Source organism: Flavobacterium sp. SORGH_AS_0622 (genome assembly GCF_030818825.1).
GTDB lineage: Bacteria > Bacteroidota > Bacteroidia > Flavobacteriales > Flavobacteriaceae > Flavobacterium.
Window position 1 is genome coordinate 2,529,607 of the sequence record NZ_JAUTAX010000001.1, and the last position, 25,891, is coordinate 2,555,497.

29 protein-coding genes are annotated in these 25,891 nt (G+C 33.5%); 10 read left to right on the top strand and 19 right to left on the bottom strand.

What is annotated here, in order from left to right; all coding sequences use genetic code 11:
* Positions 1-6: 6 nt before the first annotated feature.
* The 10 genes from QE431_RS11055 to QE431_RS11100 all read right to left on the bottom strand — a co-directional run bounded on the left by QE431_RS11055 (position 7) and on the right by QE431_RS11100 (position 8,172).
* Positions 7-2,499: a hypothetical protein gene (locus tag QE431_RS11055; RefSeq protein WP_307295727.1), complete on the bottom strand. Its 2,493-nt coding sequence runs from the start codon at positions 2,497-2,499 to the stop codon at positions 7-9.
* The gene (locus QE431_RS11060) at positions 2,499-3,704 is read right to left on the bottom strand and encodes a hypothetical protein (protein WP_307295730.1); all 1,206 of its coding nucleotides are present in this window, start codon (positions 3,702-3,704) and stop codon (positions 2,499-2,501) included. Before QE431_RS11060 ends, QE431_RS11055 begins: the two co-directional genes overlap by 1 nt.
* Positions 3,697-4,074 (bottom strand): hypothetical protein, encoded by a 378-nt coding sequence (locus tag QE431_RS11065; protein ID WP_307295731.1) that lies wholly within the window; start codon positions 4,072-4,074, stop codon positions 3,697-3,699. Before QE431_RS11065 ends, QE431_RS11060 begins: the two co-directional genes overlap by 8 nt.
* Positions 4,046-4,468, bottom strand: a complete 423-nt coding sequence (locus tag QE431_RS11070) for a hypothetical protein (RefSeq protein WP_307295734.1) — start codon at positions 4,466-4,468, stop codon at positions 4,046-4,048. The genes QE431_RS11065 and QE431_RS11070 overlap by 29 nt, the downstream gene beginning before the upstream one ends.
* Positions 4,462-4,914, bottom strand: coding sequence for a hypothetical protein (locus tag QE431_RS11075; RefSeq protein WP_307295736.1), 453 nt, complete (start codon positions 4,912-4,914; stop codon positions 4,462-4,464). Before QE431_RS11075 ends, QE431_RS11070 begins: the two co-directional genes overlap by 7 nt.
* 273 nt (positions 4,915-5,187) lie before the next feature.
* Positions 5,188-5,577, bottom strand: coding sequence for a hypothetical protein (locus QE431_RS11080; RefSeq protein WP_307295739.1), 390 nt, complete (start codon positions 5,575-5,577; stop codon positions 5,188-5,190).
* Positions 5,578-5,817 (bottom strand): hypothetical protein, encoded by a 240-nt coding sequence (locus QE431_RS11085; RefSeq protein ID WP_307295742.1) that lies wholly within the window; start codon positions 5,815-5,817, stop codon positions 5,578-5,580.
* Positions 5,818-5,828: 11 nt separating this feature from the next.
* Positions 5,829-7,034, bottom strand: coding sequence for a phage terminase large subunit (locus QE431_RS11090; protein WP_307295744.1), 1,206 nt, complete (start codon positions 7,032-7,034; stop codon positions 5,829-5,831).
* Positions 7,018-7,473, bottom strand: a complete 456-nt coding sequence (locus QE431_RS11095) for a transposase (protein ID WP_307295746.1) — start codon at positions 7,471-7,473, stop codon at positions 7,018-7,020. Before QE431_RS11095 ends, QE431_RS11090 begins: the two co-directional genes overlap by 17 nt.
* 315 nt (positions 7,474-7,788) lie before the next feature.
* Positions 7,789-8,172, bottom strand: a complete 384-nt coding sequence (locus QE431_RS11100; protein WP_307295748.1) for a sigma-70 family RNA polymerase sigma factor — start codon at positions 8,170-8,172, stop codon at positions 7,789-7,791.
* 78 nt (positions 8,173-8,250) lie between these two features.
* Here QE431_RS11100 and QE431_RS11105 point away from each other — a divergent pair, with 78 nt between their 5' ends.
* The 4 genes from QE431_RS11105 to QE431_RS11120 all read left to right on the top strand — a co-directional run bounded on the left by QE431_RS11105 (position 8,251) and on the right by QE431_RS11120 (position 10,853).
* On the top strand, positions 8,251-8,871 hold the full coding sequence (locus QE431_RS11105) for a hypothetical protein (protein ID WP_307295751.1): 621 nt from the start codon (positions 8,251-8,253) through the stop codon (positions 8,869-8,871).
* Positions 8,872-8,983: 112 nt separating this feature from the next.
* The gene (locus tag QE431_RS11110; RefSeq protein WP_307295753.1) at positions 8,984-9,823 is read left to right on the top strand and encodes a hypothetical protein; all 840 of its coding nucleotides are present in this window, start codon (positions 8,984-8,986) and stop codon (positions 9,821-9,823) included.
* A gap of 151 nt (positions 9,824-9,974) precedes the next feature.
* Positions 9,975-10,235 (top strand): hypothetical protein, encoded by a 261-nt coding sequence (locus QE431_RS11115; RefSeq protein ID WP_307295755.1) that lies wholly within the window; start codon positions 9,975-9,977, stop codon positions 10,233-10,235.
* Between the two features lie 78 nt (positions 10,236-10,313).
* Positions 10,314-10,853, top strand: a complete 540-nt coding sequence (locus tag QE431_RS11120; RefSeq protein ID WP_307295758.1) for a hypothetical protein — start codon at positions 10,314-10,316, stop codon at positions 10,851-10,853.
* Between the two features lie 163 nt (positions 10,854-11,016).
* On the opposite strand, the gene QE431_RS11125 is transcribed toward QE431_RS11120, so the two are convergent.
* The 8 genes from QE431_RS11125 to menD form a co-directional block, all read right to left on the bottom strand.
* Positions 11,017-12,063, bottom strand: coding sequence for an o-succinylbenzoate synthase (locus QE431_RS11125; protein WP_307295760.1), 1,047 nt, complete (start codon positions 12,061-12,063; stop codon positions 11,017-11,019).
* Positions 12,064-12,080: 17 nt separating this feature from the next.
* Positions 12,081-13,319 (bottom strand): M48 family metallopeptidase, encoded by a 1,239-nt coding sequence (locus QE431_RS11130; RefSeq protein WP_307295763.1) that lies wholly within the window; start codon positions 13,317-13,319, stop codon positions 12,081-12,083.
* A 158-nt stretch (positions 13,320-13,477) separates the two neighbouring features.
* The gene (locus tag QE431_RS11135; RefSeq protein WP_307295766.1) at positions 13,478-14,155 is read right to left on the bottom strand and encodes a metal-dependent hydrolase; all 678 of its coding nucleotides are present in this window, start codon (positions 14,153-14,155) and stop codon (positions 13,478-13,480) included.
* A gap of 29 nt (positions 14,156-14,184) precedes the next feature.
* Complete coding sequence (gene menA, locus QE431_RS11140) at positions 14,185-15,147, bottom strand: 1,4-dihydroxy-2-naphthoate octaprenyltransferase (protein WP_307295769.1); 963 nt, start codon at positions 15,145-15,147, stop codon at positions 14,185-14,187.
* Between the two features lie 89 nt (positions 15,148-15,236).
* A complete protein-coding gene (locus QE431_RS11145; protein ID WP_053473251.1) occupies positions 15,237-16,070 on the bottom strand; it encodes a 1,4-dihydroxy-2-naphthoyl-CoA synthase in 834 nt (277 codons plus the stop codon).
* 806 nt (positions 16,071-16,876) lie between these two features.
* A complete protein-coding gene (locus QE431_RS11150) occupies positions 16,877-17,728 on the bottom strand; it encodes a S1 RNA-binding domain-containing protein (protein ID WP_057117910.1) in 852 nt (283 codons plus the stop codon).
* A gap of 146 nt (positions 17,729-17,874) precedes the next feature.
* Positions 17,875-18,216 carry a DUF2853 family protein gene (locus tag QE431_RS11155; protein ID WP_057117909.1) on the bottom strand — a complete coding sequence of 114 codons (342 nt, stop codon included), beginning with the start codon at positions 18,214-18,216 and terminating at the stop codon, positions 17,875-17,877.
* Positions 18,217-18,308: 92 nt separating this feature from the next.
* The gene (gene menD, locus QE431_RS11160) at positions 18,309-19,970 is read right to left on the bottom strand and encodes a 2-succinyl-5-enolpyruvyl-6-hydroxy-3-cyclohexene-1-carboxylic-acid synthase (protein WP_307295782.1); all 1,662 of its coding nucleotides are present in this window, start codon (positions 19,968-19,970) and stop codon (positions 18,309-18,311) included.
* Positions 19,971-20,146: 176 nt separating this feature from the next.
* Here menD and QE431_RS11165 point away from each other — a divergent pair, with 176 nt between their 5' ends.
* Together QE431_RS11165 and QE431_RS11170 are read left to right on the top strand one after the other, a co-directional pair.
* Positions 20,147-21,322, top strand: a complete 1,176-nt coding sequence (locus QE431_RS11165) for a thioredoxin fold domain-containing protein (protein WP_307295785.1) — start codon at positions 20,147-20,149, stop codon at positions 21,320-21,322.
* 15 nt (positions 21,323-21,337) lie between these two features.
* On the top strand, positions 21,338-21,835 hold the full coding sequence (locus QE431_RS11170) for a GNAT family N-acetyltransferase (protein WP_057117906.1): 498 nt from the start codon (positions 21,338-21,340) through the stop codon (positions 21,833-21,835).
* A gap of 149 nt (positions 21,836-21,984) precedes the next feature.
* On the opposite strand, the gene QE431_RS11175 is transcribed toward QE431_RS11170, so the two are convergent.
* On the bottom strand, positions 21,985-22,563 hold the full coding sequence (locus QE431_RS11175; RefSeq protein WP_134141206.1) for a glutathione peroxidase: 579 nt from the start codon (positions 22,561-22,563) through the stop codon (positions 21,985-21,987).
* Between the two features lie 792 nt (positions 22,564-23,355).
* Between QE431_RS11175 and QE431_RS11180 the strand changes: the two genes are divergently transcribed.
* The 4 genes from QE431_RS11180 to QE431_RS11195 all read left to right on the top strand — a co-directional run bounded on the left by QE431_RS11180 (position 23,356) and on the right by QE431_RS11195 (position 25,886).
* Positions 23,356-23,886 carry an RNA polymerase sigma factor gene (locus QE431_RS11180; protein WP_057117904.1) on the top strand — a complete coding sequence of 177 codons (531 nt, stop codon included), beginning with the start codon at positions 23,356-23,358 and terminating at the stop codon, positions 23,884-23,886.
* Positions 23,886-24,674, top strand: coding sequence for an anti-sigma factor domain-containing protein (locus tag QE431_RS11185; RefSeq protein ID WP_057117903.1), 789 nt, complete (start codon positions 23,886-23,888; stop codon positions 24,672-24,674). Before QE431_RS11180 ends, QE431_RS11185 begins: the two co-directional genes overlap by 1 nt.
* A gap of 91 nt (positions 24,675-24,765) precedes the next feature.
* Positions 24,766-25,152, top strand: coding sequence for a DoxX family protein (locus QE431_RS11190; protein ID WP_307295791.1), 387 nt, complete (start codon positions 24,766-24,768; stop codon positions 25,150-25,152).
* A 2-nt stretch (positions 25,153-25,154) separates the two neighbouring features.
* Positions 25,155-25,886, top strand: coding sequence for a DUF3667 domain-containing protein (locus tag QE431_RS11195; RefSeq protein ID WP_307295794.1), 732 nt, complete (start codon positions 25,155-25,157; stop codon positions 25,884-25,886).
* Positions 25,887-25,891 lie beyond the last annotated feature (5 nt).

Genomic DNA, 25,891 nt, shown 5'->3' on the forward strand with positions numbered 1-25,891 from the left:
TTTTCGTTATTGTATTTGATATTGTGTAGAATCGTAACCCTCGGGGCTGTATTGGTTAGGTGTTGGAATGACTTCTTTGTCCGTATCGTCAAGTGTTACGTAGTTAAGTAAGGTTAATTTGGTCTTCCCTGTAGTAATGTCGATGTTTGCATCTAGCACGCTAAAACGGGTTTCACCAATTATAATATCATTTTGAAGTCTAAACCCTGTTGGCGGTTCGTTTGTTCTAGTTGGGTTAACATAGATTTCTGAACTAGGCAAAAACAAGTCGAACTTATGCGACAAAACATTTACGTTAAGTAACCTTATGGTTTGTGATGAGTAAAAACGCTCGTACAAAGAGCTAGTTTTTTCCTTGTAGGTTAAATTACCTGTTACATCGTCAACCAGCACGCTAAAGCCTAAAGATTGCTTTGCATTAACCAACCAAGGCAACATTAACATATATCTGTTTAATGGTACAACGGTTGTGTCGGTAAGTAAATACCCAAGCTGTACGCCAGCATTTAAAAAAGCAAGTTCATTGTTGACAAATAGAACCAATTCGTTGTTAATCGGCTTGTATCGGTTTTCCTGTTCTTCCAACTCGTTACTGAATCCGTAATACGTGACCAAGTTGGTATTTACTACACCTCTGGGCGGTATTATCGTATAGTTTGTTATTACGCTGTATTCACTTTTCTTTACTGCTCCATTGTCTTGTGTTACTTGTCCGTATTCCAAGCTAGCAGTATTGCCCGCCACGTAATCAACGTTAGATTTATATTTGCTGGTAGCGTGTTTAAAATTGTATTTGGTGTATTTGTCCTGCACCGATTTTGTAAAGCTTTTAGCATTGACAAATGGTGTGTAATCAACCTCTTTTTTTCCGTAAATCTTATCAACCTCGTTAATGTCTTCAACGTTCAAAATCTGCAATTCATTTGTATTTACAATTGGGTTGTAAATAGATAAATTGAACGTCTTAAGAAATGATTGGAAAAAATCAACGACCTTAATTTTTGGCAAAGACTGGATAACGTCAAGTGTTCCACTGGATTTGTCTCTTTCGCTTCCGTTACTAACTGCACGCTGTGCTACAACCTCGTAAACGTCGAACATACCGCCAGTATAAGGAGCAAAATAGATGTACTGCGTGAAAATGTCTGTAACTTCCCAAACTGCCAAATCTGTTTTAAATAAAATGTATGCTTCAAACGTTGGGTATAGTGAAAAATCTACTGTATAGTTGTCAAAAACAGTGTCAGGAACATCAATAAAAATGTTGTTCTCCTGCGTGTTAAAATCAATCGTTGATTTTAAAATTTCTTCACAATCCGCTGGCAATGTGTTACCGCTTGGCTTACGCAACGAAATTGTAATTTTTCCGTTTGGCGTTTGTGAAATCAAGTTCTTAAGCCTTACGTTGATTCGTATTGATTTGCTGGTTCTCAGCATTGCGTCGAATCCTGGCAATGTTTGGGTTGCTCGGTCACCAATATTGACTTTAATAATATCGTAATCATTCCTTGTGTAATAAGATGTTGTGTATTTTCTAGGCAATGCACCATCAAAATCAATTGAACCCTCGTATTTGTCAGGTACTAAAGGATATTGCACGCCAAAAATGTTACCGCTGAACGTTTGTGGATATGCTGTATTGAAAGTTGAACCGAATTTTAAAACGTTGTCATTGCTCAATTTTTCGTCTGAGGTTGCACCGTTAACCCAAACATACATTTCATTAAATAGCTTGTCATTTCTAAGCGGTAAATTGACTTTTAAATCATACTTTTTAAACATCATTTCAACCAAAGCCCTGTAACTTATTGCTGGTCTTAATTCTTCAGTTAAAATAGCAGTCTGATTGGTTACCCCGCTAAAACTCGTGCTATATGCAACGTTGTCGATTACGTCGCTGGTAGTGTCATAACTCCAAACCCTGTTAGTTGATGCAAGCGGTGTTATGTAATTAATTGTAATATCATTTCTGCTAGTAGTTCCTACGCTAGTCGTGCCCAGCTCCTTTAAAAGCAACTGTTTTGATTCAATGCTATTTTTTGCAACTGTTGGTGAGTATTGCAAGCTTGTTGAACCTGTTAAAACACTGCCCAAATCTGTAATTAAATCATCGCCAATTCGCTCTTTAAGGCTTTTAAAATCTGTCTCGAAAGAACCTTGTATATTGGTCATTCCATTTAAGTCATATTTTGCATCTTCAACGGTGAAATTTCCCGTTAAGTTTAAATTTCCATCCGTATAAATCTTGCAGGGAAACGAACCAGTAATATTGGCTTTCTGTACGTCAGTATCACCAAAAAATAAGAGTGCCTGTCTGTTCTTCGGTGTTGCTGGAATTGTAAAAGAAAGCGAATAAGGCGCAAAAACTTTGCTCAAATCCGTAAGGTCTTTTTGAGTATATTTTAAATTGATTGATTCATTATTGAAAAGGTCTAGTTTTACGTAATCCGTTGAACCGCTGAAAGGCGCTATATAAATTTCTGTAACTACCTGTTGCATTATTTTATATCTAATATTTTGTTGTTAGTTTCATCGAATTTTAAGGTGTATTCGATGTTAACTTTATTGTTTAGCCTCGTTAGGTTTATAAGTTCTTCTGGATTGGTTATGATTACGGGTATTTGCTGGAACGTTGAAAAATAACCAACGCTTTCACTCGTAATGGTATCATTGTCAACTGTGATGTTGGTGTTATCTACCGTAATAAATGTGTTATCAACTGTAATCCCAGTTAATGTGCTGGTCACTTTCTCACCACTGAAACGAATTAAATAAACCTTTGGACTGTAAACCAGCTCTTCGATTAACTGCGTTGCTGTTTCGTCGATATGCCCCGTATTAATGATATAAGACAGAGAAACGTTTATCGTATCTCTAAGGCTCGAATGCACTTGCGAGTTGTTAATTGTGCTTGGGTCTCTAAACATTCGGTTAGAGTTGGCTGTCTCCGCTTTATTCGAAATGATGGTTTTACCGAACGGTGTCACATAATCCCATAAGCCAAGCTTATTTAAAAAGACAATCAAATAACTGTCCAATGCACAAAATGTTTGTCTAGCTGGTGGTGTGATTTTACTTTGCAATATCATATTACCGCTTGTACAGGTTTCAACGCTTTGACCAAGGTTGAAAGTGTTTTCAAAATAGTTGTCAATTGACTGGTTGTAAAATCGGCAAGGTGTGTTTTTAAATATGTCTGAACTATTCGGTGTCAATCCATTATTTGAACCCGAATTTTGTTCGTAGTTCCAGCGATAGCCTAGCGTAGCAAAATATGTAGGGCTGACAACCGTACTGGCAACAATTGCGCTGGTTGTTGGCTCTTCTTCTAAAACCTCGCTGATTAACTGATAAAATACGCCTTGTCCTGTTTGGGCTGGCAATGCGTAGGGATTCCAAGCAAATTGCGGTTGGTTTGTGTTTCTTGCATTCTCAGGACTGACAAGCCAAGCTTTGATTAAATCCGCAATATTTACCGTAATGTATTCATCTGTACGGCTTACAATTTCTTTTGCAATTATTTGGTTTGCATCGCCAAGTGTTTTGCTTTGGTCGGTGTTCCAAATCCAAAGATAATGTGTTACTTTTTTTATCTGATTGCCAACGTTAAGTGCCGTTTGTCTAATGTGGATTGGACTGTTGCAAAATTGGATTTTGTCAGGTGTATCGATTATTGTTTTTAAGTCATTTGTTAAATTAGGCATTACTTGTAAAAGGCTGTAAAAGTATTTGCGTTATGTTGGTTATAATGGTCTTGGTCGCTTCGGGCGTATGCCTATCAACTGACATTAATAACTCATTTGGTTGCTGGTATGCTCCGTAATAAACTTGTCCAAGCATTAGCGTTGTATCGCCTTGCACTCTGTAGTTTATACTATCTCTTAGCGTTCCCCCTGCTTTGTTGAGTGTTCCAGCTGGGCGCACTCGGTCGGTCGTGTAATACGTGTCACGTGCAACACGTGAATTTTGTTTTGCTTCTTCATAGATTATTTCACCCAGCTTTAAAAGTTCTTCTTTGATAATCTTGTCGGCTTGAATCTGTTCTTTAGTTCTTCTCGTTCTCGCTATCGCCATCTTTCGCACGTGTTCTTTTAAGTGTGTCTAACAACTTTCTGAGGTTCGATGTTGTTTGCTTATTTTCGGTCTTTGCCGTCGGTGATTTCTCCAACGCACGCCCGCTTCTTAATACTGTCTTTTCTTTGGTCTTGCCGTTGAAGTCTGTACCTATTACTTGATATTCGACCCCTTTCGGCATCAAACGTCGTGCATTTGCTTCCAATTGCGAGTTTATCCCGCTTAGGTTGTCCTCTCCGTAAAACCCATAATACATCTGTCTAAAAATGTACTTGCCCCTGTCAACTGTGTAGCTGATGGAACGCTTAAGCGTACCTTGGTCAACGTGTGCGGTTCGCTTCGATTCGTCAACAATCTGCTGGGCTATTGCTCTAATCTCCGCATCTGTTAACATATTGTACCCTCGTTTGGTATTGATAGCTCTAATTCGAATTGTACACCATCAAGCGAATTGCGAGACCAGTTTTTTAATTGTCTAAGAGTTGATTGTGAAGCAATTTCGATGTTCAAATCGTTATAGCCTCTAAGCAGTTTATTTAATAGCTTGTGAGCGATTGAATGTGTCTCGCTCAGGTTGTCAATGTAGTTCGAATTGGTAAGCAGTTTGTTGTCTGTTATGTCTGTTCTTGTGTCACGCTGTTGGACTATAGTAATGCGATAGTTTGCCAAGATTTGCGTTGCTGTTATGTCAGTATCTAGCAGGTCAAGGTTTACCAGCGGGTAAATGTTAGCTATCTGCGTATCGATTTGAAGCGTTGGCAAAGTTGAAATTGTGTTTACCAATTCATCTTTTTGAAACTCTTTTATTAACCAATCGTTGATATTGTATATTTCATTCATTAACTCTTTAAGTGTTAGTATTCTTTTATTTTATGCTTTCAACAAGTCGCTTTCTTAGCAAGTATTCGGCTTGGAATAAAAAGCGGTCTGTGTCCCATTTTTCAACCTGAGGGAATTTTGTAAAGTCGCCAGCTGTTAGCAAATAAAACATTTCCATATAGCCGCCATAATGCTCATTAAACGCCCTACGCTCGTACAATCCCTGTGTTTCCTCCTGTTGTGGTTGATGAATAAAAGGCGGGTTAAAGATGTACGGGTAACGCTCTTTATAGCTTAATAAGCAGGTAAGAAAGACCTCGTAATTACTTCAACTTCGGCAAGGCTCACTTTATGGACATCTACGGGTATAAGCTTGTATTTAGGCTTAAGCAGGATTTGCAAAAGTGCCTCAAAATCATTTTCACGCTGGAATGTATCAACGTCAATAAACTTTTCAATAACACTCAAATCACCGTCGTATTTATATCGGAATTTAACACGCTTTGGGTTGGTAGTTATCGCCTTATTAAACGCTTCCAAATCGCTTGTTTTGAAATGTTCCTTAACCTTTGCCGTAACCAGTTCAATATCTGCTTCGTTACCTTTGATTTCTTCGCCAAACTTAACGAGCGTCAAATATGGAATGTCGTTTTTTGTTTTATAGATTCTATCAGTGACTTTCATTTACTTGCTGGTATCATTTTTTAATCGTTGGTATTGGTACACTGCGGTAAGTAGTCCCAAATCGATTTTATCATTATCGGGAAAAAGTTCTTTGAAAACCTTTTCGCTTTCTAGCTCTGCTTTTTTTAGTTCCCTGTATTCGTTTTTCAGAATCGGGAAAAAGTTAATAAGCATATTTATTGTATTTTCTTTTGTGTCGGTCGGTTGCGATTTGCAACCTGTACAACTTGAATTTTTCATTTTAGCTGTTTTTAAAGTACTTGTGATTTCATACCGTACAACTTTTTGAAACAAGCATAACCGCCCGCCTCTGTGATATGGTCATAACCGCCCGCCTTGTCAGGAACACCGTTTTTGTAAACTTGGTTTTCCAGTGCTTCGGTGAAATTCGGGCACTTGTCATCGTTGACGTAGTATGTGCCGTTTTCAAAAGCTAGGTTCAAACCGTTAACCCTGTCGCTGATACTTGGATTTTTACGTGGTGCATCGATAATAAAACCGTTGCTTCTAATAATATCGAAATTGCTCGCCCCGTTGCTGGCTCTTGCATTCCCTGACGCATCGGGTATTACATAGATTTTGAACTCAGCAAAACGGGTTTTCAAAATATCGCAAATGTCCTGAGTGTTAAACCCGTTGGCTATCTCGTCCACTGCGTGCAAAACGTTATCCCTCAACACGTGTATTACGGCATTCATTTTGGTAACGTTGAAGTCCAGCCCGATATACAAAATATCGTTAGGTTGAATTGTTTCAACGCTCTTGTTAATCTTGCGGTTGAACGATTTATATACGCTCGCACTGTTCAGGTTGACAAACTCACCGTTGATATACGCATTAAATAACGCCTCGCTGTAAGACTCTCTTAGTGTTTCAATGTAATTTTCAGGTAAATACGGATTGTCATATGTTCTCGCTCTAATAACTTTCTTGTTGGTTGTCCATTCTTTGACAAAAAACTCATACAACCAGCCGAAACCCTCAGGCGTTGAAACCGTATCGACGCAATTCGGCTGGTTATTTGGCAATTTTAACCTGTTGCGTCCAAGGATTCTAACGAAAATATCGCTCATTTTGCCCTTTGGTAGCGTGTCGGCTTCATCAATCATTGAATATGCAACCTCGTAACCTACTATTTTGTTAGGGTCGGACATATTACGCAATAGGATTTTACCGTAATCCGTAGTAATTGTATTATCGTGCTTGTTGATTTTAAACTTAATACCAAAATCGGTTAGAATCTCACTGAACTTTGGCAAAGCAATATCTTTGATAAGTGCATATGTTGGTAGATAATACGCCACATTCAGCCCGCAAAATTCTATTTTCTTGATTACGGTCTTCAGTACACCTGCGTGCGACTTCCCAGCACCGTAACCACCTATTAAAGCCGTATGTACCGAATTGGATAGTAAAAATTCTTTTTGGTGTTTAAGTGGTTTAATCTGTAGAATCATTCACATCAATAAATCTAATAGCTGTTATTGGTGTTGTGGCTGCTTCATCAACGATTACTTTTTCACCGTATTTGGCTGGGTTCATTTTCCCAAGCATCCATTTAAGAGTATTGATTTTTAATCGTCTATCATCAACACTGTCTTTTACAATGGTTTCGACAAGTTCACCGTTGCGGTATTTTTTGGTTTCCTTTGGGCTTTCACTGAAAGCAATTCGCATCATTTCATCAAACAAAAAATTCTCCCTATGCTTTTGCGCCTCCTTGTACATTTCGTTGTACTCAGGATTTTTCTTAAGCCACATCGTAAACGTTGACGGTGAAACAACCCCGAATGTCTGCAACGTAACCGTTAGCGGGTTACCGCTGGCTATATCGTCACAAATACGTCTTACTGCGTCCTGTTTTTCTTCTTCTGTGTATTTTTTGTATTTACTCATACTGATATTATAGTATGAGGTTTGAGATAAGTAAAACCTATTGATAGTGTTTTTTCAATATTTCGTTATCTCTGAGCTTTTTAAGGATTCGATTTAGCTTGCCCCACATTGACTGTTTCGGTGCGCTCCTTTCATTTTCGGGGTCGTTTTTCCAAGTATTGGCGATTTGTAGAAGTGTTAGTTTTTCCTCATAACAAAACCTCTTAAGCAAAATATCGGTTTCCTCTTCATTGCAAATCTGCTGTACAATTATCCAAAATAGTTGCCTGTCAAAATCGCTTTGGTTTTCGGGGTCGATTTCAATGTCTTCAATTTCTAAAAAGCTGAGCTGGGTTTGGTGTAGTCTTCTTTCTTTTGGGCCGCAAGTGGTACTGTTACGATATTGTTAACCTGCCTCAACCCTCTTTTTATTTCGTTGGTGATGCTCCTCGTTGCATAGGTTGAAAACTTATTTTTCTTTTCGGGGTCAAAGCTTTCAATTGCGTTTACCAATCCTATAAATCCGTATTGTTCTAGGTCGTCCATTTCGGATAATTGGAATTTTTTAGTAATTGAAAAAACCAGCTTAACGTTTGCATTAAAAATTTGGTCTCTGATTACACGTGATTTAGTTTGACTATAATCGTAAAAGAGTTTAATTAGCTCTTCGTACTGTAAATCTTTATTTACATTTTTTATTTCTTTGTGAAATTGTTTCATTATTTTATATATGTTTATAAAATAATTGTAATATCAAAAAGAACAAAGGTCAATAGTAGTGACAAACATTAATTAACAATGGAATATCTCAACGCATTTATAGCATTTATAGCAATCGGATTGTCAGCAATTGCAATTTACATTTCAACAAAAGATAATAAAAAACAAATAACCGTTGGTAAAATTGAAGAAGCTTACGAGATTACAATTTTATTACATTCCAGTTATCCAACTTTACGACACCTTTACGAATTACTGGACAACTATTATAATCCACTCCAAAATACTGACCCAGTCCACCGAAATAGTTATTATAAATTGTTCAATGAACATAAAGTAAAATGCGAGGAACGCAATATGTATTATTCAATATATAAACAAATTTTTAGATTAAATGTACTTGCTCATTCATACTTAGATAAAGAAACTAAAATTCAAGTTTTAGCTTATACCGAACTGTATGAAAGCTTGCTTTCTTTTATTTTTACTCTTAACAGAATGTCACAACAAGCTAACTTTAAAGAGGGATATCCTACTGTCAAAAATATGTCAAAGTTTGTCGATAATTTAGAATCAAACTTTATAAACATCATTAATTTGGGTAGTGAATATGTTAGTAGGCGTGAGATAAGAAATTACAGAATGAATGAATTTAAAATAAAATTGGGTCTTAAGAATATTGACGAGGAAAATATTTAAACCAGCAATAAGTAAGATAAATACAAAAGCGAATGACTAGCTAAAATAGTTTTAATTTTTGTACAGATTTCATTCATTTATTTTTATGTTTATATAATTTTTTTTTTTAAAAATGGTAAAGGAAAAAGCATTTCACGATACTATTGTTATCGTAAAAAAAGATACAATTGTTAAAGTGGTTGAATTAGTCGCTACAAAACCTGTTAGCCAAGCACCGCCCATCGTACAGCATTTTAATGATTACAGTAACATTTATACTGCTCTCGCTACAATAGCTGCCTTTCTTGCGTTATTTATTTCTATTAAAGCAAGTAACAAGGCATCCCGTGACAATACGCACCAATTATTATCAGGAAAATTTGAAGAAATTTGCGAACTACTTAGTTCGATGCTTGCAATTTATCCAGCGTTATACAACCCTTATAACTTGTTAGAAAAAAGGAAAACTCAAACCCCCGCTGAAAAAATACTTAGAAAAAATAATTTTGAACAAGAATGGGAAAAGTTTATATCCGAAATTGATTTAGACCTATACTACAGTAAGCTCAATAGACTGACTATTTTGACAAATTTATATTTAGGGGAGAAAGGCAAATCGTCAAAATTTAATCGTTTAAATAGATTAAAAATTTTGGCGGACTTTCTTAAGCATCGAAAATTAAGTGTAGAATATAACAAATTTGCAGAGAGAGAAAAAGAGTTGAAGTTTAGCACTTTATTTTTTATTGAAATATGCAATATACTTTTAAATGTAGCCCGACATAAGGATTTAAAAGATAATTCATTCGATGGACAAATCCCTAAGCCCCCTATTATCTCAATTTTAGTTAGAAGTATTTGCGCTAGAATTTCTGAAAAAATTGATTTAGGGATGAATACAGCTGATTACCAATCATTCAGAAAGCCGTTTTATGAAGATATAATTAGGCAACAAAATTTAAATAAGCGGTAAATATTTTAAATTTGGATGGTAATTAATTATTACAAATTATTCCTAAATCATAACTGCTTCATTTTCAAACAATAAGCTTTTAAAATGTAATAAACAGGTTAATAACAGATATATTGCAATCAGTAATAAACTTAATAGTCCTGAAAGTTTAATGCATAGATTTATTTGGTGGTTGAAATGCATAGAGCATTATAGATTAGGAAACAGAGACAATGCGGTACGTAATTCAATACAAGAAGCAACTTCTACAATTAGAATGGCTCAGCAACACAAAGCAACGTTTAAGAGATTGATTCTCGAAAGTAATCCCGAAATTCAAAAACAGTTTTCTGAAACGATAGAAGAGGTTCATCCTTTATTAAATATTAAAAAAGGTGAGTTAACAAAAATATTTAATGAAGTAATAGAATAATTTTTTTTAACAGCAAATTAAAATGTAAAATGTTGTATATTAGCATTTTAAATAATGTTTAACTTAAACAATTGGTTTATGGCTTGTTATTTAATACCTGTGCTAGTGGGATTAATCTGTGGAATTTTAGGTTACTTACTAGGAAAAATGAACTCGAAAAATGATGATTCTCTGGCACTATCACTTCAAGCAGATTTGGATGCCTGTAAAGCGAACACTAAAAATTTAAATGCCCGAATTTCAACACTAGAAGCCGATCTGGCTGCTAAATCTAAAATAACAACACAATCGTTTACAGCAACGGCTCCCTCTTCAATTGCTTTTGACAGTGCTGGAGCAGCAAATTACCTTGGCAAGAAAATAAAAGAGAACGACTTAAAAATTGTAGAAGGAATTGGTCCTAAAATTGAGGCTTTATTGAACAATGCGGGAATAAATTCTTGGTATGATCTTGCTGAAGCATCAACAGAAAAATTACAATCTATTTTAGATGCCGGTGGAGAAAATTATGCCATACACAATCCGAGTACTTGGCCAAAACAGGCGTTATTGGCTTACCAAGGAAAATGGCAGGAATTAAAAGACTGGCAGCAAAATCTTTTAGGCGGGAAAGAGTGAAATTAGGCTCAAAGGTTCAGAGTTACAAAGGTGCAAAGGTTTACTTCTTTGCGCCTTTTAACTTTTTTCTATAAAGAAAGAATGAAATTAGGTTCAGAGTTGCAAAGGTACGTGCAAAGGTTTTATCCTCTGTACCTTTGCAACTTGGTCCCTTTGAACCTTTTTAAAAATTTTCTATAAAAGAAGATTCCCATTCTTTGACGGTATTGTACCACAACTGGCCATTTTTAACTTCAAGCGGACAATCTATATTATTACTATATAATGCTCCAGTTCCTAAACCTTGCGGCATTTTAGAATTTTGCAAAAATGTCCATTGTGCAATTGCATTAAGCCCAATATTGCTTTCTAAAGCCGAAGTAATCCACCAGCCTATATTATATTTATCTGCTAAGGAAATCCATTCTTGTGTACCTTTAAAACCTCCAATAAAACTTGGTTTTAAAATAATATACTGAGGTTTGATTTCTTGCAGTAATTTTTCTTTTTCTTCGAATGGAAATATACCAATAAGTTCTTCATCTAAAGCTATTGGAAAAGGCGTTTCTTTGCACAGCTCAGCCATCTCTGCAGCATTGCCTTTTTTGATTGGCTGCTCAATACTATGAAGCTGAAATTGTTTTAATTGATTCAATTTATCTAAAGCTTCTATTAAAGAAAAAGCTCCGTTGGCATCAACGCGGATTTCAATTTCTTCTGGAGAAAAATGACTTCTAATAAATTGCAATAACTCTAATTCTTTTTGAAAATCTATTGCTCCTATTTTAAGTTTAATGCAATTAAAACCATCGGCTAATTTCTCTTCGATCTGTTGTTTCATGAAAGAAGATTCTCCCATCCATACTAAACCGTTTATTGTAATAGAACTTTTGTTTCGGGTGAAATCTGACGGAAACAAAACAAATGGATTTTCACTTTTTAAGGATTGAAAAGCCATTTCTATTCCGAATTGGATAGATGGAAATTCTAGTAATTCTTCCCAAAGTTTATTTTCTCCTAAATGAATATTTTCGCATGCCCATCGAAGTTTTTCTTCATAATCATCACGATCATCGGCACTTAAACCTCGAAGAATTCCACACTCACCTATTCCAATATTTCCATTTTCTTCCAGAACTATAAACCAGGTTTCCTTTTCGGTCATAATACCTCTTGAGGTTCCGGAAGGTCTTTTAAAATCTAATAAATATTTATGGTAAGAAGCTTTCAAATGAATTGTTTTAAATCTTAATTGTACAATTTAAGCACTTTTTCAAAATCCTTAGACGGCAGGCCGGCTTTTTCAAAAGCAGCAAAATCCAGCTTAGTTTTGGCAACCCAGCTAAGGCTGTCTGTAACATTTTGAGTTTGGTATTTCTTATAAATAGCTTTTGCCTCACTGTAATCATTAGTGATCAAATAAGTATGTGCTAAATTTAATTTTACCATTAGTTCTGTATCATCCAGCTTTTCACCTTCTTGCAGTGCTTTTAAAGCTTTTGCATATTGTTTGGTCAAAATATAGCAGTAACCTAAAGAACTGTAATCTAAAGCAGTTGCTTTTCCTTCGCTGATTATTGTATTTAATTTCGGAATTGCCTCGTTATATTTTTGTAATTTTATTAATGAAGATGCTTGTGTTCTTAAATCGTTAAAGACGTTTTTAGAAATATCTGCATCTTTATAACAGGCATTTCCAAAATCTTTATAAACTTTTGTTTTTTCAACCGCTAATAATTTTTGAAATTCATCATAACGATATTGTTTCATAATTTTGTTCAAGATACAAACACAAAAATCATCTGAATTAGCCATTTTTTGTGCCATTGTAGAAGTTTTGCACAAACTAATAATTTCGTTTTTATTGTCTTGATTCCAGCCTCGGTTTAATTTAGTGTCAACCCAAGGCACAACTTCTAGAACTACTTTTTGACTTAACAGCCAATTTTTACTTTCGAAACCAAACCAAATTGTGCCAGTATTTTGTTTTAAACAAGAAGATTTGTCTAATGAAAGTCTTTTGGCATCTTTGCTAACTGGTTCAGCCTGAGAGTAACACGCTTTGTCTATCTTACCATCGGCAACATATTTTTTTGCGTTTTCATTTGATGTAAAAATAGAATAAGTACATTCATCATCTCCTGAAATTTTAGACATCAAAAAAACTGCTCCTGCGGAACCTTGGCTTACTCCTGTGGGATCTGGAATAGCTTTTAGCAATGAAACTAAGCTATTGGCCATTTCTTGATTTTTGTCTAAAAGTGTAATTCGGTAAACGATTTCTGTGGTTCCAACTGGTAAATCTTCTGTCGCAATAGAAATTCTATCGCGCGCAGGAACCATAATTTCTTTTGTAGTTGCTCGCTCTTTGTCCCAATAGCCTTCTTTCTGAGCGAAAGAATTAAAGGAAATTATAATAAAAAGCGATAGAATTATTTTTTGGAAAGTTGTATTTCGTGATGATGCTTTAATTGCCACAGATTTCACAGATTAAAATGATTTTTACTTTTAAAAAACTTCACAATATAAATAACATAGATTATGCCAAATAACTTTCTTATGGAAATGAGTGGCTTAGCCCTGAGAGTAGAACTATTTTTGAGGGTGCCAATAATTACCGGAACCCTCAAAACTTTAGTGTATTATTATAATTCTATTGATTCACCAATTTGCAAAAGCATTAAATCCTTGCCTTTATCAAAAAACTTGCGAATAGATTCTTCGTGATTGATTTCGATATAACCAAAAGTATCAAAATGATAACCTAAAATTTTATCGCATTCTAAAAAGTCTGAAGCAATAATCGCATCTTCTACATCCATTGTAAAATTGTTTCCTATTGGAAGAATTGCCAAATCTAATTTTGTGCGAAGCGGAATTAATTTCATATCGTACGTTAATGCAGTGTCTCCCGCAATGTAGATATTTTTATGTTCGCCTTCGATAACAAATCCTCCAGGATTTCCTCCGTAAGAACCGTCAGGAAAACTGCTGGAGTGAATAGCGTTTACATATTTCACTTTTCCAAAATCGAATTTCCAGCTTCCGCCATGATTCATCGGGTGCGAATTGAAACCTTTTTTTGCATAATAGCTAGTAATTTCAGCATTTGAAACAATTACTGCGTTTGTATTTTTTGCTATAGCTTCTACGTCTAAAACGTGGTCGCCGTGTGCGTGTGTCAGCAAGATATAATCTGCTTTAAGGGTTTTGATATCAATTGTTGCTGCCTGCGGATTTCCTGTTATAAATGGATCCACAATAATATGTTTTCCTCCCACTTCTATTCCTAAAGAAGCGTGTCCGTAAAATGTAATTTTCATTTTTGTTAAGTTTAAAGTTTAACGTAGTTCTATCTTCCCCCTAAAAATAAGTTTACAATAATGTCTGAAATCAACGAAATCATACAAACTGTGAGCAAAATAGAAAGCAAGAATGTGCTTAATGCCAGTTTTTTCAATTCTGGATCTAATAATTTAGGATCTTGATTTTTATAAACTGTTATTAAATGTTTAGTTAATGGAATATATGCCAATAAAAATAAATACTGATCAAAATTGTAACCGCTCAAAATAGCAAAAACAACTACTGCAAGCATCGCTGTAATAATCAAAGAATAGTGATAAACCTTTGCTTTCGCAGGACCCATTTGCACTACAATTGTATTTTTACCCACTTTCTTGTCTGATTCTTGATCACGCATGTTATTAAGGTTTAAAACCCCAACACTCAATAATCCAATTGCAACAGCAGGAAGAATTAAAAGCGGATCAACTTCTTTTGCATATAAAAAGTTTACGCCTAAAGTACTTACCAATCCGAAGAAGATAAATACAAATAGATCTCCAAATCCTCTATATCCGTAAGCAGAATTACCTACTGTATAACGAATTGCAGAAACGATTGCTGCTATTCCCAATAACAGAAAAAAGATAGAATACCCGAAATTATCACTTCCAAAAGCAAAATAAATCAATATTATTGCCGATAATAAAGTCAATAAAGATGTAATTATAATGGCTTTTTTCATGGCCTGAGGCGTAATAACACCACTCTGAATAGCACGCATGGGCCCTATTCGATCTTCATTATCAGTGCCTTTTACCCCATCACCATAATCATTTGCAAAATTGGATAAAACCTGTAATCCTAATGTTGTCAAAAGTGCAAAACCAAAAATTTTCCAACTAAATACTTCTGTTGGTGTATTAATAGTTTCTGTTGGATTTGATAAAGCATAAATACTTCCAACTATAATTCCAGAAACTGATAAAGGCAATGTGCGCAGTCTTGCGGCTTCAATCCAATGTTTCATTTATTCTTTTAGTTTTATTTTGTTTCAAGTTTGAAGTTTCAAGTTATCCACAGAACGTGCAAAATGAAACTTGAAACTATTTATTAATTTTATGGTAACCACTTATTTTCACCGAAATTTGGTTTTCTTTTTTCTAAGAAAGCATTTCTTCCTTCTTTAGCTTCTTCGGTCATGTAAGCTAAACGAGTTGCTTCTCCTGCAAAAACTTGTTGTCCAACCATTCCGTCATCTGTTAAGTTCATTGCAAATTTCAGCATTTTAATAGAAGTTGGAGATTTTTGAAGTATTTCCTGAGCCCATTCGTATGCAGTAGCTTCAAGTTCGTCATGCGGAATTACGGCATTAACCATTCCCATTTCAAAAGCTTCCTGAGCAGAATAATTTCTACCTAAAAAGAAAATTTCACGAGCTTTTTTCTGACCGACCATTTTAGCCAAATATGCTGATCCGTAACCACCGTCAAAGCTTGTTACGTCTGCGTCTGTTTGTTTAAAAATCGCATGCTCTTTACTCGCAAGAGTCATGTCGCATACTACGTGCAAACTATGCCCGCCGCCTACAGCCCAGCCTGGAACAACTGCTATAACAACTTTTGGCATAAAACGAATTAAACGCTGTACTTCAAGAATATTTAAACGATGCTGACCGTCTTCGCCAACATATCCTTGGTGTCCGCGCGCGTTTTGGTCACCTCCGCTGCAGAAAGAATAAACTCCGTCTTTTGTCGATGGTCCTTCAGCAGAAAGTAAAACTACTCCAATCGAAGTGTCTTCTTGTGCATCATAAAAAGCCTGGTATAATTCTGAAGTAGTTTTTGGACGGAATGCATTTCTAACATTTGGTCTGTTAAAAGCAATTCTCGCTACTCCATTACATTTTTTATAGGTTATATCTTCAAATTCTCTGGCTGTAATCCAATCCATTTTGATTTATTTTATTTAAACAATTATAGGGTAAAAATAAGGCATTTTTACATTTTTACCTACTCAATTCTGTTTAAGTCTGTAATGAAAATTACTCTTAATGTTAACAATTGTCTTAAGGTTCCAAAAAATAACATTTTTTAACATTAGTTTAGAAAAATAATAATTAATTTTACACCCTAGAAATCAATGAGATACATTTTCTTTCATTGATTTCAGATTGATTTTCTTTCACTGATTTATTAACCTAAAAAATGATTTTTTTGAGAAAATTTAAAAAATTTGTCGCTCATTTTTTTACGGTTTTTATTAACAGACCTCAAATTAATGAGCAAATGATTTATGTGTTTGTCGAAACTTCAAAAAGAAAAAAGTAACACCTAAGGTTAAATGTTAGAATTGTATCTATAATTAGTATATGAATGATAACGAAAAAGAAGAAAAAAGTACTAATTCACACTTTCTAAAAGTTATTTATAAACCAATGGATCAAGCCGTGAAATTCTTTTTTTGCTTTTAAGATATGTGCATTGATTGTTTAAAAGACATACCATCAATGGGGTAATTTCTAAAATACGTAAAGCTATTATTCTGAGATGGATTCGAATTATTTTATTTCTGTTTTTTTTTAATTACAATTTTTTTTAAAACTAGAATAAAAAGCGAAAGGCTGCTTGTAATGAGCAGCCTTTCGTGTTATAATAACTTTACTTTCGTAAATTTCAAAAATTAAAAAAATCCAAATTCCAACTAATAGATAGATTGGAATTTGGATTTTTAGAATATTGTTTTTTTTAAATAAACTTTTAATTTATTAGATAAATCCCGTCTTCTTTAATTTCGATTAATTTCTCTTTGTACAAAGAGCCAATGGCTTTTTTGAATGATTTTTTACTCATTTTCAAAACCGTTTTGATATCTTCTGGATGAGAATTATCATTTAAACGTAGGAAACCTCTGCTGGCTCTTAATTCGCTTAAAACCTTCTCTGCATTTGGTTCAATACTCTCAACTCCTTGCACTTGGAGCGCCACATCGATTTTATTATCAGGACGAATATTTTTAATATAACCACGCATTCTATCGCCGGTTCTTATCGAGTCGTCGTATACTTCATCTTTATACAAAAGACCTTTGTGTTGTTCGTTAATTATTACATTAATTCCCATATCGGTAATATGAGAAACGATTAAGTCAACTTCTTCTCCTTTTTCAACCGTTAATTGGTCATTATTCAAGAATTGATTGGTTTTACTAGACGCAACCAAACGATTGGTTTGTTTGTCCATGTATAAATAAACCAAATAACGTTTTCCTTTTTCCATTGGACGGGCTTGTTCTTTAAACGGAACAAGAATATCTTTCTCCATTCCCCAATCCATAAAAGCACCGACATTATTGATATAATTCACTCTTAAAAGTGCAAATTCATTCAACAAAATATAAGGAACTAGAGTTGTTGCGACAGGTCGCTGTTCGTGATCTAAATAAACGAAAACGATTAATTCTTCCCCAATTTCAAATTCTTTGGGAACATATTTATTTGGAAGTAAAACGTCGTGAATTCCTTCTGGATCATTTTCAGGATCTCCTAAAAACAACCCAACTTTGGTATCACGTAATATAGTTAGTGTATTGTATTTTCCTATTTCAAGCATTTTTTTAACGTTCTAAGTTGATTTGCAACTAAGTTTATGAGCTGCAAAGGTACGAAGTTTGAAAATGGTAAATCGAAAAATGTTTTGGATTAATATTAAAAAGAAAAAGCGCCATAATTATGACGCTTTATTTTATCTCCAGAAGACTATTTATAAACACTTTCTTTTTTAAAGTGTACCGTTAATAGATAATAAACAACCACTCTGTATTTGTGTTTGTTAGACTTACCATATTTTTCTAATACAGCATGAATTGCTTCCATTAATTCTGGTCCGTCTTTTAACCCTAATTTTTTAATTAAAAAGTTGTTTTTTACGGTATCCAATTCAGATTGCTGGCTTCCTGCTACTGTAGATGCATCATCATTATAAATAGATGGTCCGCAGCCAATAGTTACTTTTGTTAGTAAATCCATGTTTGGAGTAACTCCGCATTTGTCTTTTAAATCTGAAGCATACTTCACAATTAGTTCTTCTCTCTTGCTCATAATATTTTATATTGGTTATTATTTCTAAAACCAAAACTAAATATTATAATGAAAAAAAACTAATTTTTAACAAATATTAACTTACAAATTTATTAGATAAGCTTTTTAAAATATTGTTTTAAAATAATATCATTTTCTGTTGTCGGCGTAAAAATCTCGAGAATTCCAGGCGCATCATTTGCATTGTAGAGTATTTCTAAACTGCTATTTAATGATTCTAAATCATTCGCTTTAAAATAGTTGCAGTTATACATTTTAGCTAAATGTTCTGCTGTTAAGCCATGAGAAGTTTCAAAATAGGTATTAAAAACAGGTTTTTCCTCGTGTCCAGGCAGAATTCTGAAAATTCCTCCTCCTCCATTGTTTACCAATATTATCTTGAAATTTTTCGGAATATAAGAATTCCACAACGCATTGCTGTCGTATAAGAAACTAATATCACCTGTAATAAAAACTGTTGGTTTATTATTCCCAACAGCTGCTCCAACTGCAGTTGACGTACTTCCGTCAATTCCACTGGTTCCTCGATTGCAGAAGACTTCTATAGATTCATCAATATCAATTAATTGAGCGTAACGAATTGCCGAACTATTACTAATTTGAAGGATACTATTTTTAGGAAGCGTTTCAATAACTTTCTCGAAAACTTTAAAATCTGAAAAACCAATTTGATTAAGATATTCTTGTCTTTTAATTACTCGGGTTTTATAAACATCTTGGATATCCTTAAAGTAATCACTTTCTACAAAAGATGTTTTTGAGAGTAAGTCTTTAAAAAAATCATTTGGCTGCATTTCAAAATGTTTGGTCAATGCTCCAAATGTATCGTAAGCACGCAGCGTATCAATGTGCCAGTGATGCTCGGGTTTGTATTTTCTTAAAAAACCTTTGATTCTTTTGGAAACAACCATTCCGCCAAAAGTCACTAAAACTTCTGGATTAAATTCTTTAAAATCAGAATCATCAAAAGGTGTAATTAAAGTATCAATGCTATTAATAAAACTTGGATGATGAAGATTCGAAGTCGTTTCTGTAAGTACAACGATTGAAGGATCTGAAGCTAAGTTTTCTATTATTTCTTGATCAATAACATTCGCTTCATTTACTCCGACTAAGATTAATTTTCGTTTCGCATTATTCCAAACAGAAACAAATTCATCACTATTTTCTATAGTTTTTGGAGCAATGTCAGACTGCAGATTTGTAATTTTTGGCTGCACTAAAAGTTCTTCAGTAGTTTCATATAAAGGCTCTTCAAAAGGCGCATTGATGTGCACTGGCCCTTTTTGCTGAATTGCCGTTTCTACTGCAAGATTGATTTTTAAATCATTTTCTTCTGACGCATCTTCGGTCAAATTTGCATTATAAACAGAATGATTTAGAAAGACATTTTCCTGACGAATAGTTTGTCCGTCGCCAATATCAATTTTATTCTGCGGACGATCTGCAGAAATTACGATTAACGGAATCTGGCTGTAAAATGCTTCTGCAAAAGCCGGATAATAGTTTAATAAGGCCGATCCAGATGTACAAACCACTGCTGTAGGCTGTTTGGTTTGCTGTGCAATTCCTAAAGCAAAAAAAGCAGCACAGCGCTCGTCTGCAATACTATAACATTTAAAATTAGGGTTTTGAGCAAATCCAATGGTTAATGGCGCATTTCTAGATCCTGGAGAAATAATAATATTAATGATGCCTTTGGCAGATAAAATTTCGATAATGCTTTGTGCAAGCGCTATTTTGGGGTAAATCATTCTGATCGCGTATTACTTTTTTTAAAGAAAATCTTTGATTTGACTTTCTTAATCTTGCTTACAAAGTTACAAACTTCGCACTTGATTTAAATTATAATTAGGAATATATTAAGTCTCTTTCTCGAAAAAGGAAATATATTTGTAAAATCGAATTATAAATAAAAGCCAGACCTACTATGCGTTTTCTGTATGTACTTTTTTTAGCTGTAACTTTTCAAACTGTAATTTCTCAAAATAAATTTGTTCCTGTTGATACACCTTATCAAACAGCGCTGGAAAATGCTAAAAAAGAAGGAAAACCTCTTTTTGTAATGTTGTATGCTGACTGGTGTCCCCATTGTAATTTAATGAAAAGTGACGTTTTAAGTGATCCAACTGTCATGGACTTTTTGAATAAAAACTTTGTCTGTACCTATAAAAACATCGAAAAAGAAGAAGGGATTGCGCTAAAAAATAAATTCAACACAAAATCACTTCCTACTTTTTTATTTTTGGATGCTAATGAAACATTGATTTATGCTTTAAAAGGCGAAATGAAAAAAGCTGAATTTTTAAATGAACTGCATTACGCTTTAAATCCGAAAATGCAATTGCCTTATTTAGAAAAGGAATTTCTGGCAGATCCGAGTAATTCAGATAAATATTTTACTTATTTAAATACTTTAAAAAAAGGAAAAGACAGAACAGAATTATCTCCAGCAACACATATGTATCTAAATACACAATCTGATGCGCAATTAATTAGTGAATTGAATTGGAGAGTTATTGCAAACGGCGTAACAGATATTAAATCGAGAGAATTTCAATACGTTTTAAAACATCAAAAAGAATTTGCTGCTGTAGCTTCTCAAAATAGAGTTGACCGTAAAATTGAAAGTATTGTAAACGAATTGCTTCGCCCACTGGTTGACAATTTAGACACTGTAAACTATTATAAACAAAGAGAAGTTGCTAAATCTATCCGTCTTCAAAAAACAGATTCTTTGGTTTTTAAATATGATTTATCTTTAGCTGAAAGAACAGAAAAATGGGATTTCTATAAAAAAGTTACTCTTGAAGACACACAAAAATTGGCCTGGAATGATGCTAGTTTTTTAAAAGATATTGGAAATACTTATTTAAAGCATATTAACGATACTGAAAGTTTGAAAAAAGCCATTTTCTGGGTAAATCATTCTTTAGAATTAAATGATTCGTACGATGGTAATTTATTAGAAGCCAGACTTTATAATAAAATAAAAGATAAAAAAAAGGCTTTAGAATATGCTAAAGAAGCCAAAGCCATTGCAAAAGAAATGGGCTGGAATTCTAAAGATGTAGATGTTTTACTAGCAGAATTAAACGCAAAATAATCGCAAAAATTAAATATGAATATTGTTTTAAGACCAGCAACATCAAATGATTTACAAAAGATTTTAGAAATCGTAAATCATTCGATTTTACATACAACGGCTAATTACAGCTATGAAATTCAAACTCTAGAAGTTCAAAAAAAGTGGTTTGAAGATAAAACAGCCAAAAATCTACCGGTTGTTGTAGCCGATCTAGATGGCGAGGTCGTTGGTTTTGGAAGTTACGGACAGTTTCGCGAAAAAATCGGATATCAATTTACGGTTGAACATTCTGTTTATGTAGTCGATCATGTAATTGGAAAAGGAATTGGATCTAAACTGTTGGCAGAATTAATTCGCTTGGCAAAAGAACAAGGTTATCACGTAATGATTGGCGCAATTGATGCTGACAATGCAGGTAGTATCGCTTTTCACGAAAGATTTGGTTTCGTAGCAACGGGTACAATTCGCGAAGTGGGCTACAAGTTTGATCATTGGCTCGATTTGGTTTTCATGCAGTTGATTTTAAAATAACTATATTTTTGTCAGACTGAGCAAAGTCGAAGTTAAGCAAAGTGATTCAGCAAAACAGGACTTCGACTTTGCTCAGTCTGACAAACAAAAAAAAATCCGTAAATCTCAAAATTTCAGATTTACGGATTTTTTTTTCATTACTTTACTTATTAACTTTTTATCCAATTAATAACTTCTGGATCTGTTGGTAAAGTTCTTGGTTTAATTACTTTTACCAATTCTCCTTTTTCATTAATTAAGTATTTTTGGAAATTCCACTCTACTTCAGAATCTTGTAAGCCATTTTTAGATTTCTGAGTCAGGAATTTGTAAATATCAGCCATATCATTTCCTTTTACTGAAATTTTGTTCATCATCGGGAAAGTTACGCCATAATTCTGCTGGCAGAAAGATTCAATTTCCTTCGCTGTTCCAGGTTCCTGCGAAGCGAAGTTATTTGCTGGAAAACCTACAATTACAAAACCTTTGTCTTTATATTCTTTGTAAATTGCCTCTAAATCTTTGTATTGAGGAGTCAAACCGCATTTTGATGCTGTATTGACAATCATGATTTTTTTACCTTTTAAAGATGCAAAGTCAAAAGTATCTCCTGATAAATCTTCAACTTTAAATTGATAAATGTTCTCTTTTGCCATAATTTCTGTTTTAGGTTTATGGCTCGTTTGAGCCTGAACTTGCGATGCTATCATAAATAATGCACTGCAAACTAAAATTGCTATATTTTTCATCGTATAATTTTTTATAAAATTAGCTAAAATCCGCTTTACTAAAACTCTTTTCTTTCTTTAAATTTTATTAATCAAAAGTTAAATAAAAAAATGAAGCCTAACGTTAATCAGACGTTAGGCTTCCCCCCATACAAACAAATCAAACCATGAATTAATTATTATGCAATCTTTTTATAAATAAAATAATCTATATGTTATCGAATTATAGTTGATGACTCGGTTATAGTGAAAATCTTCTTAACCCCCAATGTCAAAACGAACTTTTCAAAATATTTTCAAATGGCTTGTATTGATGTAACTTTTAAATGGTGTAATTCACTCTAACAATTAAAAAAATCTTCGGTTTGGAAGTCCGAGTGCATCAACTATACTATATTTAGTTTTCAACTTTTCAAAATTTAAAGAACAAATTCATAACGTTTCTCATTTAGAGCTTTTAATCAACATCTCTTTTCTAAAATCAACTTTATTAAAAACAGTCAATGCTAAAACAGTTGTCAATCCTACGATTAATATTTTAATTGCATTTCTCTTATTCATAATATCAGTTTTTAGAATCGCTTTTCATTTTTAATATATTCTTTTTCCTACTTCTAAATTTATTTACGAAATTGGATTGTTTTTGGTTTTAAAAAAAAGTAAAAAAAATCATATTTTTTTTTAAACCCCTTTATTTTCCTAGGGTTTAGACTACAAAAAAAATAAAAAAAAATCCGAAAAAAATAAATTATCTTTATAACTGGTTACCACCAGCTGTCTAACTTTTTATGTTTAAACTTAAAATCCAAATCTATGAGTCAAGAAGAATTGTTAGTTTTAATTTACAAAAAGGACGAAAAAGCTTTTACACATTTATATGATATGTATTCTAAAAGCTTATTTTCTGTCATTCATGTCTTAATCAAAAATCGAGAAGAAGCAGAAGATGTTTTACAAGACGTCTTTGTAAAAATCTGGAAAAACATCGATTCTTATAATGAAAGTAAAGGACGATTTTACACTTGGATTCTTAATATCGCTCGAAACACTTCGATTGATAAACTTCGTTCTAAAAACTTTAATAACAGCCAAAAAAACCTTTCCTCTGATAATTTCGTAAATCTGTTAGATGACAGTAATAAATTAGCTAATAAACTTGATGCAATTGGAATTCAGGAATTCGTAAAGAAACTTAAACCAAAATGTATTGAAATCATCAATTTGTTATTCTTTAAAGGATATACCCAGCAAGAAGCTTCGGAAGAATTAGCCATTCCACTGGGCACGATCAAGACACAAAACAGAAACTGTATTAACGATTTACGTAATTATTTAAAAATATAATGGAAGCACAAGAATATATAGAATCAGGAATTCTAGAGTTATATGTATATGGCTTACTAAGCGAAAAAGAAAACCTAGAAATAGCTGAACTGGCAAAAAACAATCCTGAAGTTGATCAGGAAATTATTTCGATCGAAAAGGCTATAATTGCTTTATCTTCGAGCTTCTCTCCTTTCCATTCTGTGGAGAATTTTGAGAAAATAAAAGCCCGTCTGGAACTTAAACATGGCAAAGTAGTCGATATGAAACCAGCTTCAAACTGGTCTCAATATGTGGGCTGGGCCGCGGCAGTATTATTATTGCTTGGTTTAGGCTATCAAACTTTAGAATTAACAAAAACTAAGGAAGCAATTTCAAATGTTGGAAATGAAAAAAATAAAATCCAAAGAGAGTATGCTTATTTAGATCAGCAAAATAAACAAACAGAGAAAAACCTGAGTATTGTTAGAGATATCAAAAATACTGGTGTAACTCTTGGCGGTCAGGCTGTTTCTCCTGCATCTTTTGCAAAAGTGTATTGGAATAAACAAACTAAAACAACTTATATTGATGCCGCTGGTCTGCCAACGCCTCCAAAAGGAATGGTTTATCAAGTTTGGTCTTTAAAATTAAGTCCAGTTCTTACGCCTACAAGTATTGGTTTACTGGATAATTTCGAAGGAAATAGACAAAAAATCTTTGCTGTAAGCCAGACCGATTCGGCAGAAGCGTTCGGTATCACGCTGGAACCTGCAGGAGGAAGTTTAACTCCAACAATGGAACAATTGTATACTTTAGGAAAAGTTTAAAAACTTAAATATTTATAAATGCAAAGCGTATATTAATTACTTTTAATATGCGCTTTTTTATTTTTACAAAATAAACTCTATCAAAAGATTTATGAGTGGAACTTTACTTTTAAGAATTGCAACTGCAATCATTTTATTAACTCATTCTGTTTTCGGAATGTTTAATAACGGAATAAATGATTTCGGAAATTTATTTTTAAATCAAATTGGCTTTGCTCCTTTTGGTGTTTTTCTGGCTTGGTCAATTAAATTGTCGCATATTGCAGCGGCTATATTACTGCTTTTAAACAAATATGTAAAACCTGCAGGATTCATAACTATTTTTATTTTGCTTATGGGAATTATTCTGGTTCATTTTCAGGATGGATGGTTTGTCGTTGGCGGTGGAAGAAATGGTATAGAATATAATTTTTTATTAATTTGTGTTTTATTAGCGATTATGTACCCAAATGGATTTAAATTAAATTATAAAGATTAGTTATGATGAAAATAACTTGTAAAAACTGTCAGCAAGTTTATACTGGTAATTACTGCAATAATTGCGGCCAAAGCACAGAAACACACAAAATTAACGGTCATTTTTTATGGCACGACATACAGCATGGCTTATTCCATTTTGATCAGGGAATTCTCTTTTCTTTAAAGGAACTATTTACAAGGCCTGGAGATACTGTTCGCGAATTTATTGAAGGAAAACGTGTAAGACATTTCAAACCTTTATCTTTGGTTGTTCTGTTAGCAACTTTTTATGGTTTTTTATTCCATTATTTTAATATTCATTATTTAGCAAATGATTCAAATGATGCATTAGATTATGAAAATCTAAATGAATGGATTACAACACATTTCTCTTGGGTGACAATTGCTACAATACCGTTATATACAATTGGTACTTATATTGTTTTTAGAAATCAGGGATATAACTTTTTTGAATTTTTTGTTCTCAATACTTTTAAAGCTTCACAGCGGCTTTTTGTCCAGATTTTGACATTTCCAATATTATTTTATTTCAACAGTACGCATCATTTACAGCAGTTTTCTTTTATAACCTATCTAATAGGTATTATATTAATATTTTGGACCAACATTCAATTTTTCAATAAAATATCAAAAACACGAGCATTCTTTTTATCGATACATAGTCATATCATATTTTTAATCTGCTTTACAATTGTTTTTGCAGTAATACTTTTAATTACAGGCAACTTTTAAAAAAC

What these genes read in the sequence shown, in the direction of transcription:
- QE431_RS11090 (WP_307295744.1), bottom strand. Translation starts at nt 7,034, where the DNA reads ATGATTCTACAGATTAAACCACTTAAACACCAAAAAGAATTTTTACTA.
- QE431_RS11135 (WP_307295766.1), bottom strand. Translation starts at nt 14,155, where the DNA reads ATGAAAATTACATTTTACGGACACGCTTCTTTAGGAATAGAAGTGGGA.
- QE431_RS11085 (WP_307295742.1), bottom strand. Translation starts at nt 5,817, where the DNA reads ATGAAAAATTCAAGTTGTACAGGTTGCAAATCGCAACCGACCGACACA.
- QE431_RS11075 (WP_307295736.1), bottom strand. Translation starts at nt 4,914, where the DNA reads ATGAATGAAATATACAATATCAACGATTGGTTAATAAAAGAGTTTCAA.
- menD (WP_307295782.1), bottom strand. Translation starts at nt 19,970, where the DNA reads ATGATTTACCCCAAAATAGCGCTTGCACAAAGCATTATCGAAATTTTA.
- QE431_RS11080 (WP_307295739.1), bottom strand. Translation starts at nt 5,577, where the DNA reads ATGAAAGTCACTGATAGAATCTATAAAACAAAAAACGACATTCCATAT.
- QE431_RS11185 (WP_057117903.1), top strand. Translation starts at nt 23,886, where the DNA reads ATGGAAGCACAAGAATATATAGAATCAGGAATTCTAGAGTTATATGTA.
- QE431_RS11145 (WP_053473251.1), bottom strand. Translation starts at nt 16,070, where the DNA reads ATGGATTGGATTACAGCCAGAGAATTTGAAGATATAACCTATAAAAAA.
- QE431_RS11095 (WP_307295746.1), bottom strand. Translation starts at nt 7,473, where the DNA reads ATGAGTAAATACAAAAAATACACAGAAGAAGAAAAACAGGACGCAGTA.
- QE431_RS11165 (WP_307295785.1), top strand. Translation starts at nt 20,147, where the DNA reads ATGCGTTTTCTGTATGTACTTTTTTTAGCTGTAACTTTTCAAACTGTA.
- QE431_RS11100 (WP_307295748.1), bottom strand. Translation starts at nt 8,172, where the DNA reads ATGAAACAATTTCACAAAGAAATAAAAAATGTAAATAAAGATTTACAG.
- QE431_RS11115 (WP_307295755.1), top strand. Translation starts at nt 9,975, where the DNA reads ATGCATAGATTTATTTGGTGGTTGAAATGCATAGAGCATTATAGATTA.
- QE431_RS11065 (WP_307295731.1), bottom strand. Translation starts at nt 4,074, where the DNA reads ATGGCGATAGCGAGAACGAGAAGAACTAAAGAACAGATTCAAGCCGAC.
- QE431_RS11105 (WP_307295751.1), top strand. Translation starts at nt 8,251, where the DNA reads ATGGAATATCTCAACGCATTTATAGCATTTATAGCAATCGGATTGTCA.
- QE431_RS11110 (WP_307295753.1), top strand. Translation starts at nt 8,984, where the DNA reads ATGGTAAAGGAAAAAGCATTTCACGATACTATTGTTATCGTAAAAAAA.
- QE431_RS11150 (WP_057117910.1), bottom strand. Translation starts at nt 17,728, where the DNA reads ATGCTTGAAATAGGAAAATACAATACACTAACTATATTACGTGATACC.
- QE431_RS11055 (WP_307295727.1), bottom strand. Translation starts at nt 2,499, where the DNA reads ATGCAACAGGTAGTTACAGAAATTTATATAGCGCCTTTCAGCGGTTCA.
- QE431_RS11175 (WP_134141206.1), bottom strand. Translation starts at nt 22,563, where the DNA reads ATGAAAAATATAGCAATTTTAGTTTGCAGTGCATTATTTATGATAGCA.
- menA (WP_307295769.1), bottom strand. Translation starts at nt 15,147, where the DNA reads ATGAAACATTGGATTGAAGCCGCAAGACTGCGCACATTGCCTTTATCA.
- QE431_RS11195 (WP_307295794.1), top strand. Translation starts at nt 25,155, where the DNA reads ATGATGAAAATAACTTGTAAAAACTGTCAGCAAGTTTATACTGGTAAT.
- QE431_RS11120 (WP_307295758.1), top strand. Translation starts at nt 10,314, where the DNA reads ATGGCTTGTTATTTAATACCTGTGCTAGTGGGATTAATCTGTGGAATT.
- QE431_RS11190 (WP_307295791.1), top strand. Translation starts at nt 24,766, where the DNA reads ATGAGTGGAACTTTACTTTTAAGAATTGCAACTGCAATCATTTTATTA.
- QE431_RS11170 (WP_057117906.1), top strand. Translation starts at nt 21,338, where the DNA reads ATGAATATTGTTTTAAGACCAGCAACATCAAATGATTTACAAAAGATT.
- QE431_RS11180 (WP_057117904.1), top strand. Translation starts at nt 23,356, where the DNA reads ATGAGTCAAGAAGAATTGTTAGTTTTAATTTACAAAAAGGACGAAAAA.
- QE431_RS11155 (WP_057117909.1), bottom strand. Translation starts at nt 18,216, where the DNA reads ATGAGCAAGAGAGAAGAACTAATTGTGAAGTATGCTTCAGATTTAAAA.
- QE431_RS11060 (WP_307295730.1), bottom strand. Translation starts at nt 3,704, where the DNA reads ATGCCTAATTTAACAAATGACTTAAAAACAATAATCGATACACCTGAC.
- QE431_RS11070 (WP_307295734.1), bottom strand. Translation starts at nt 4,468, where the DNA reads ATGTTAACAGATGCGGAGATTAGAGCAATAGCCCAGCAGATTGTTGAC.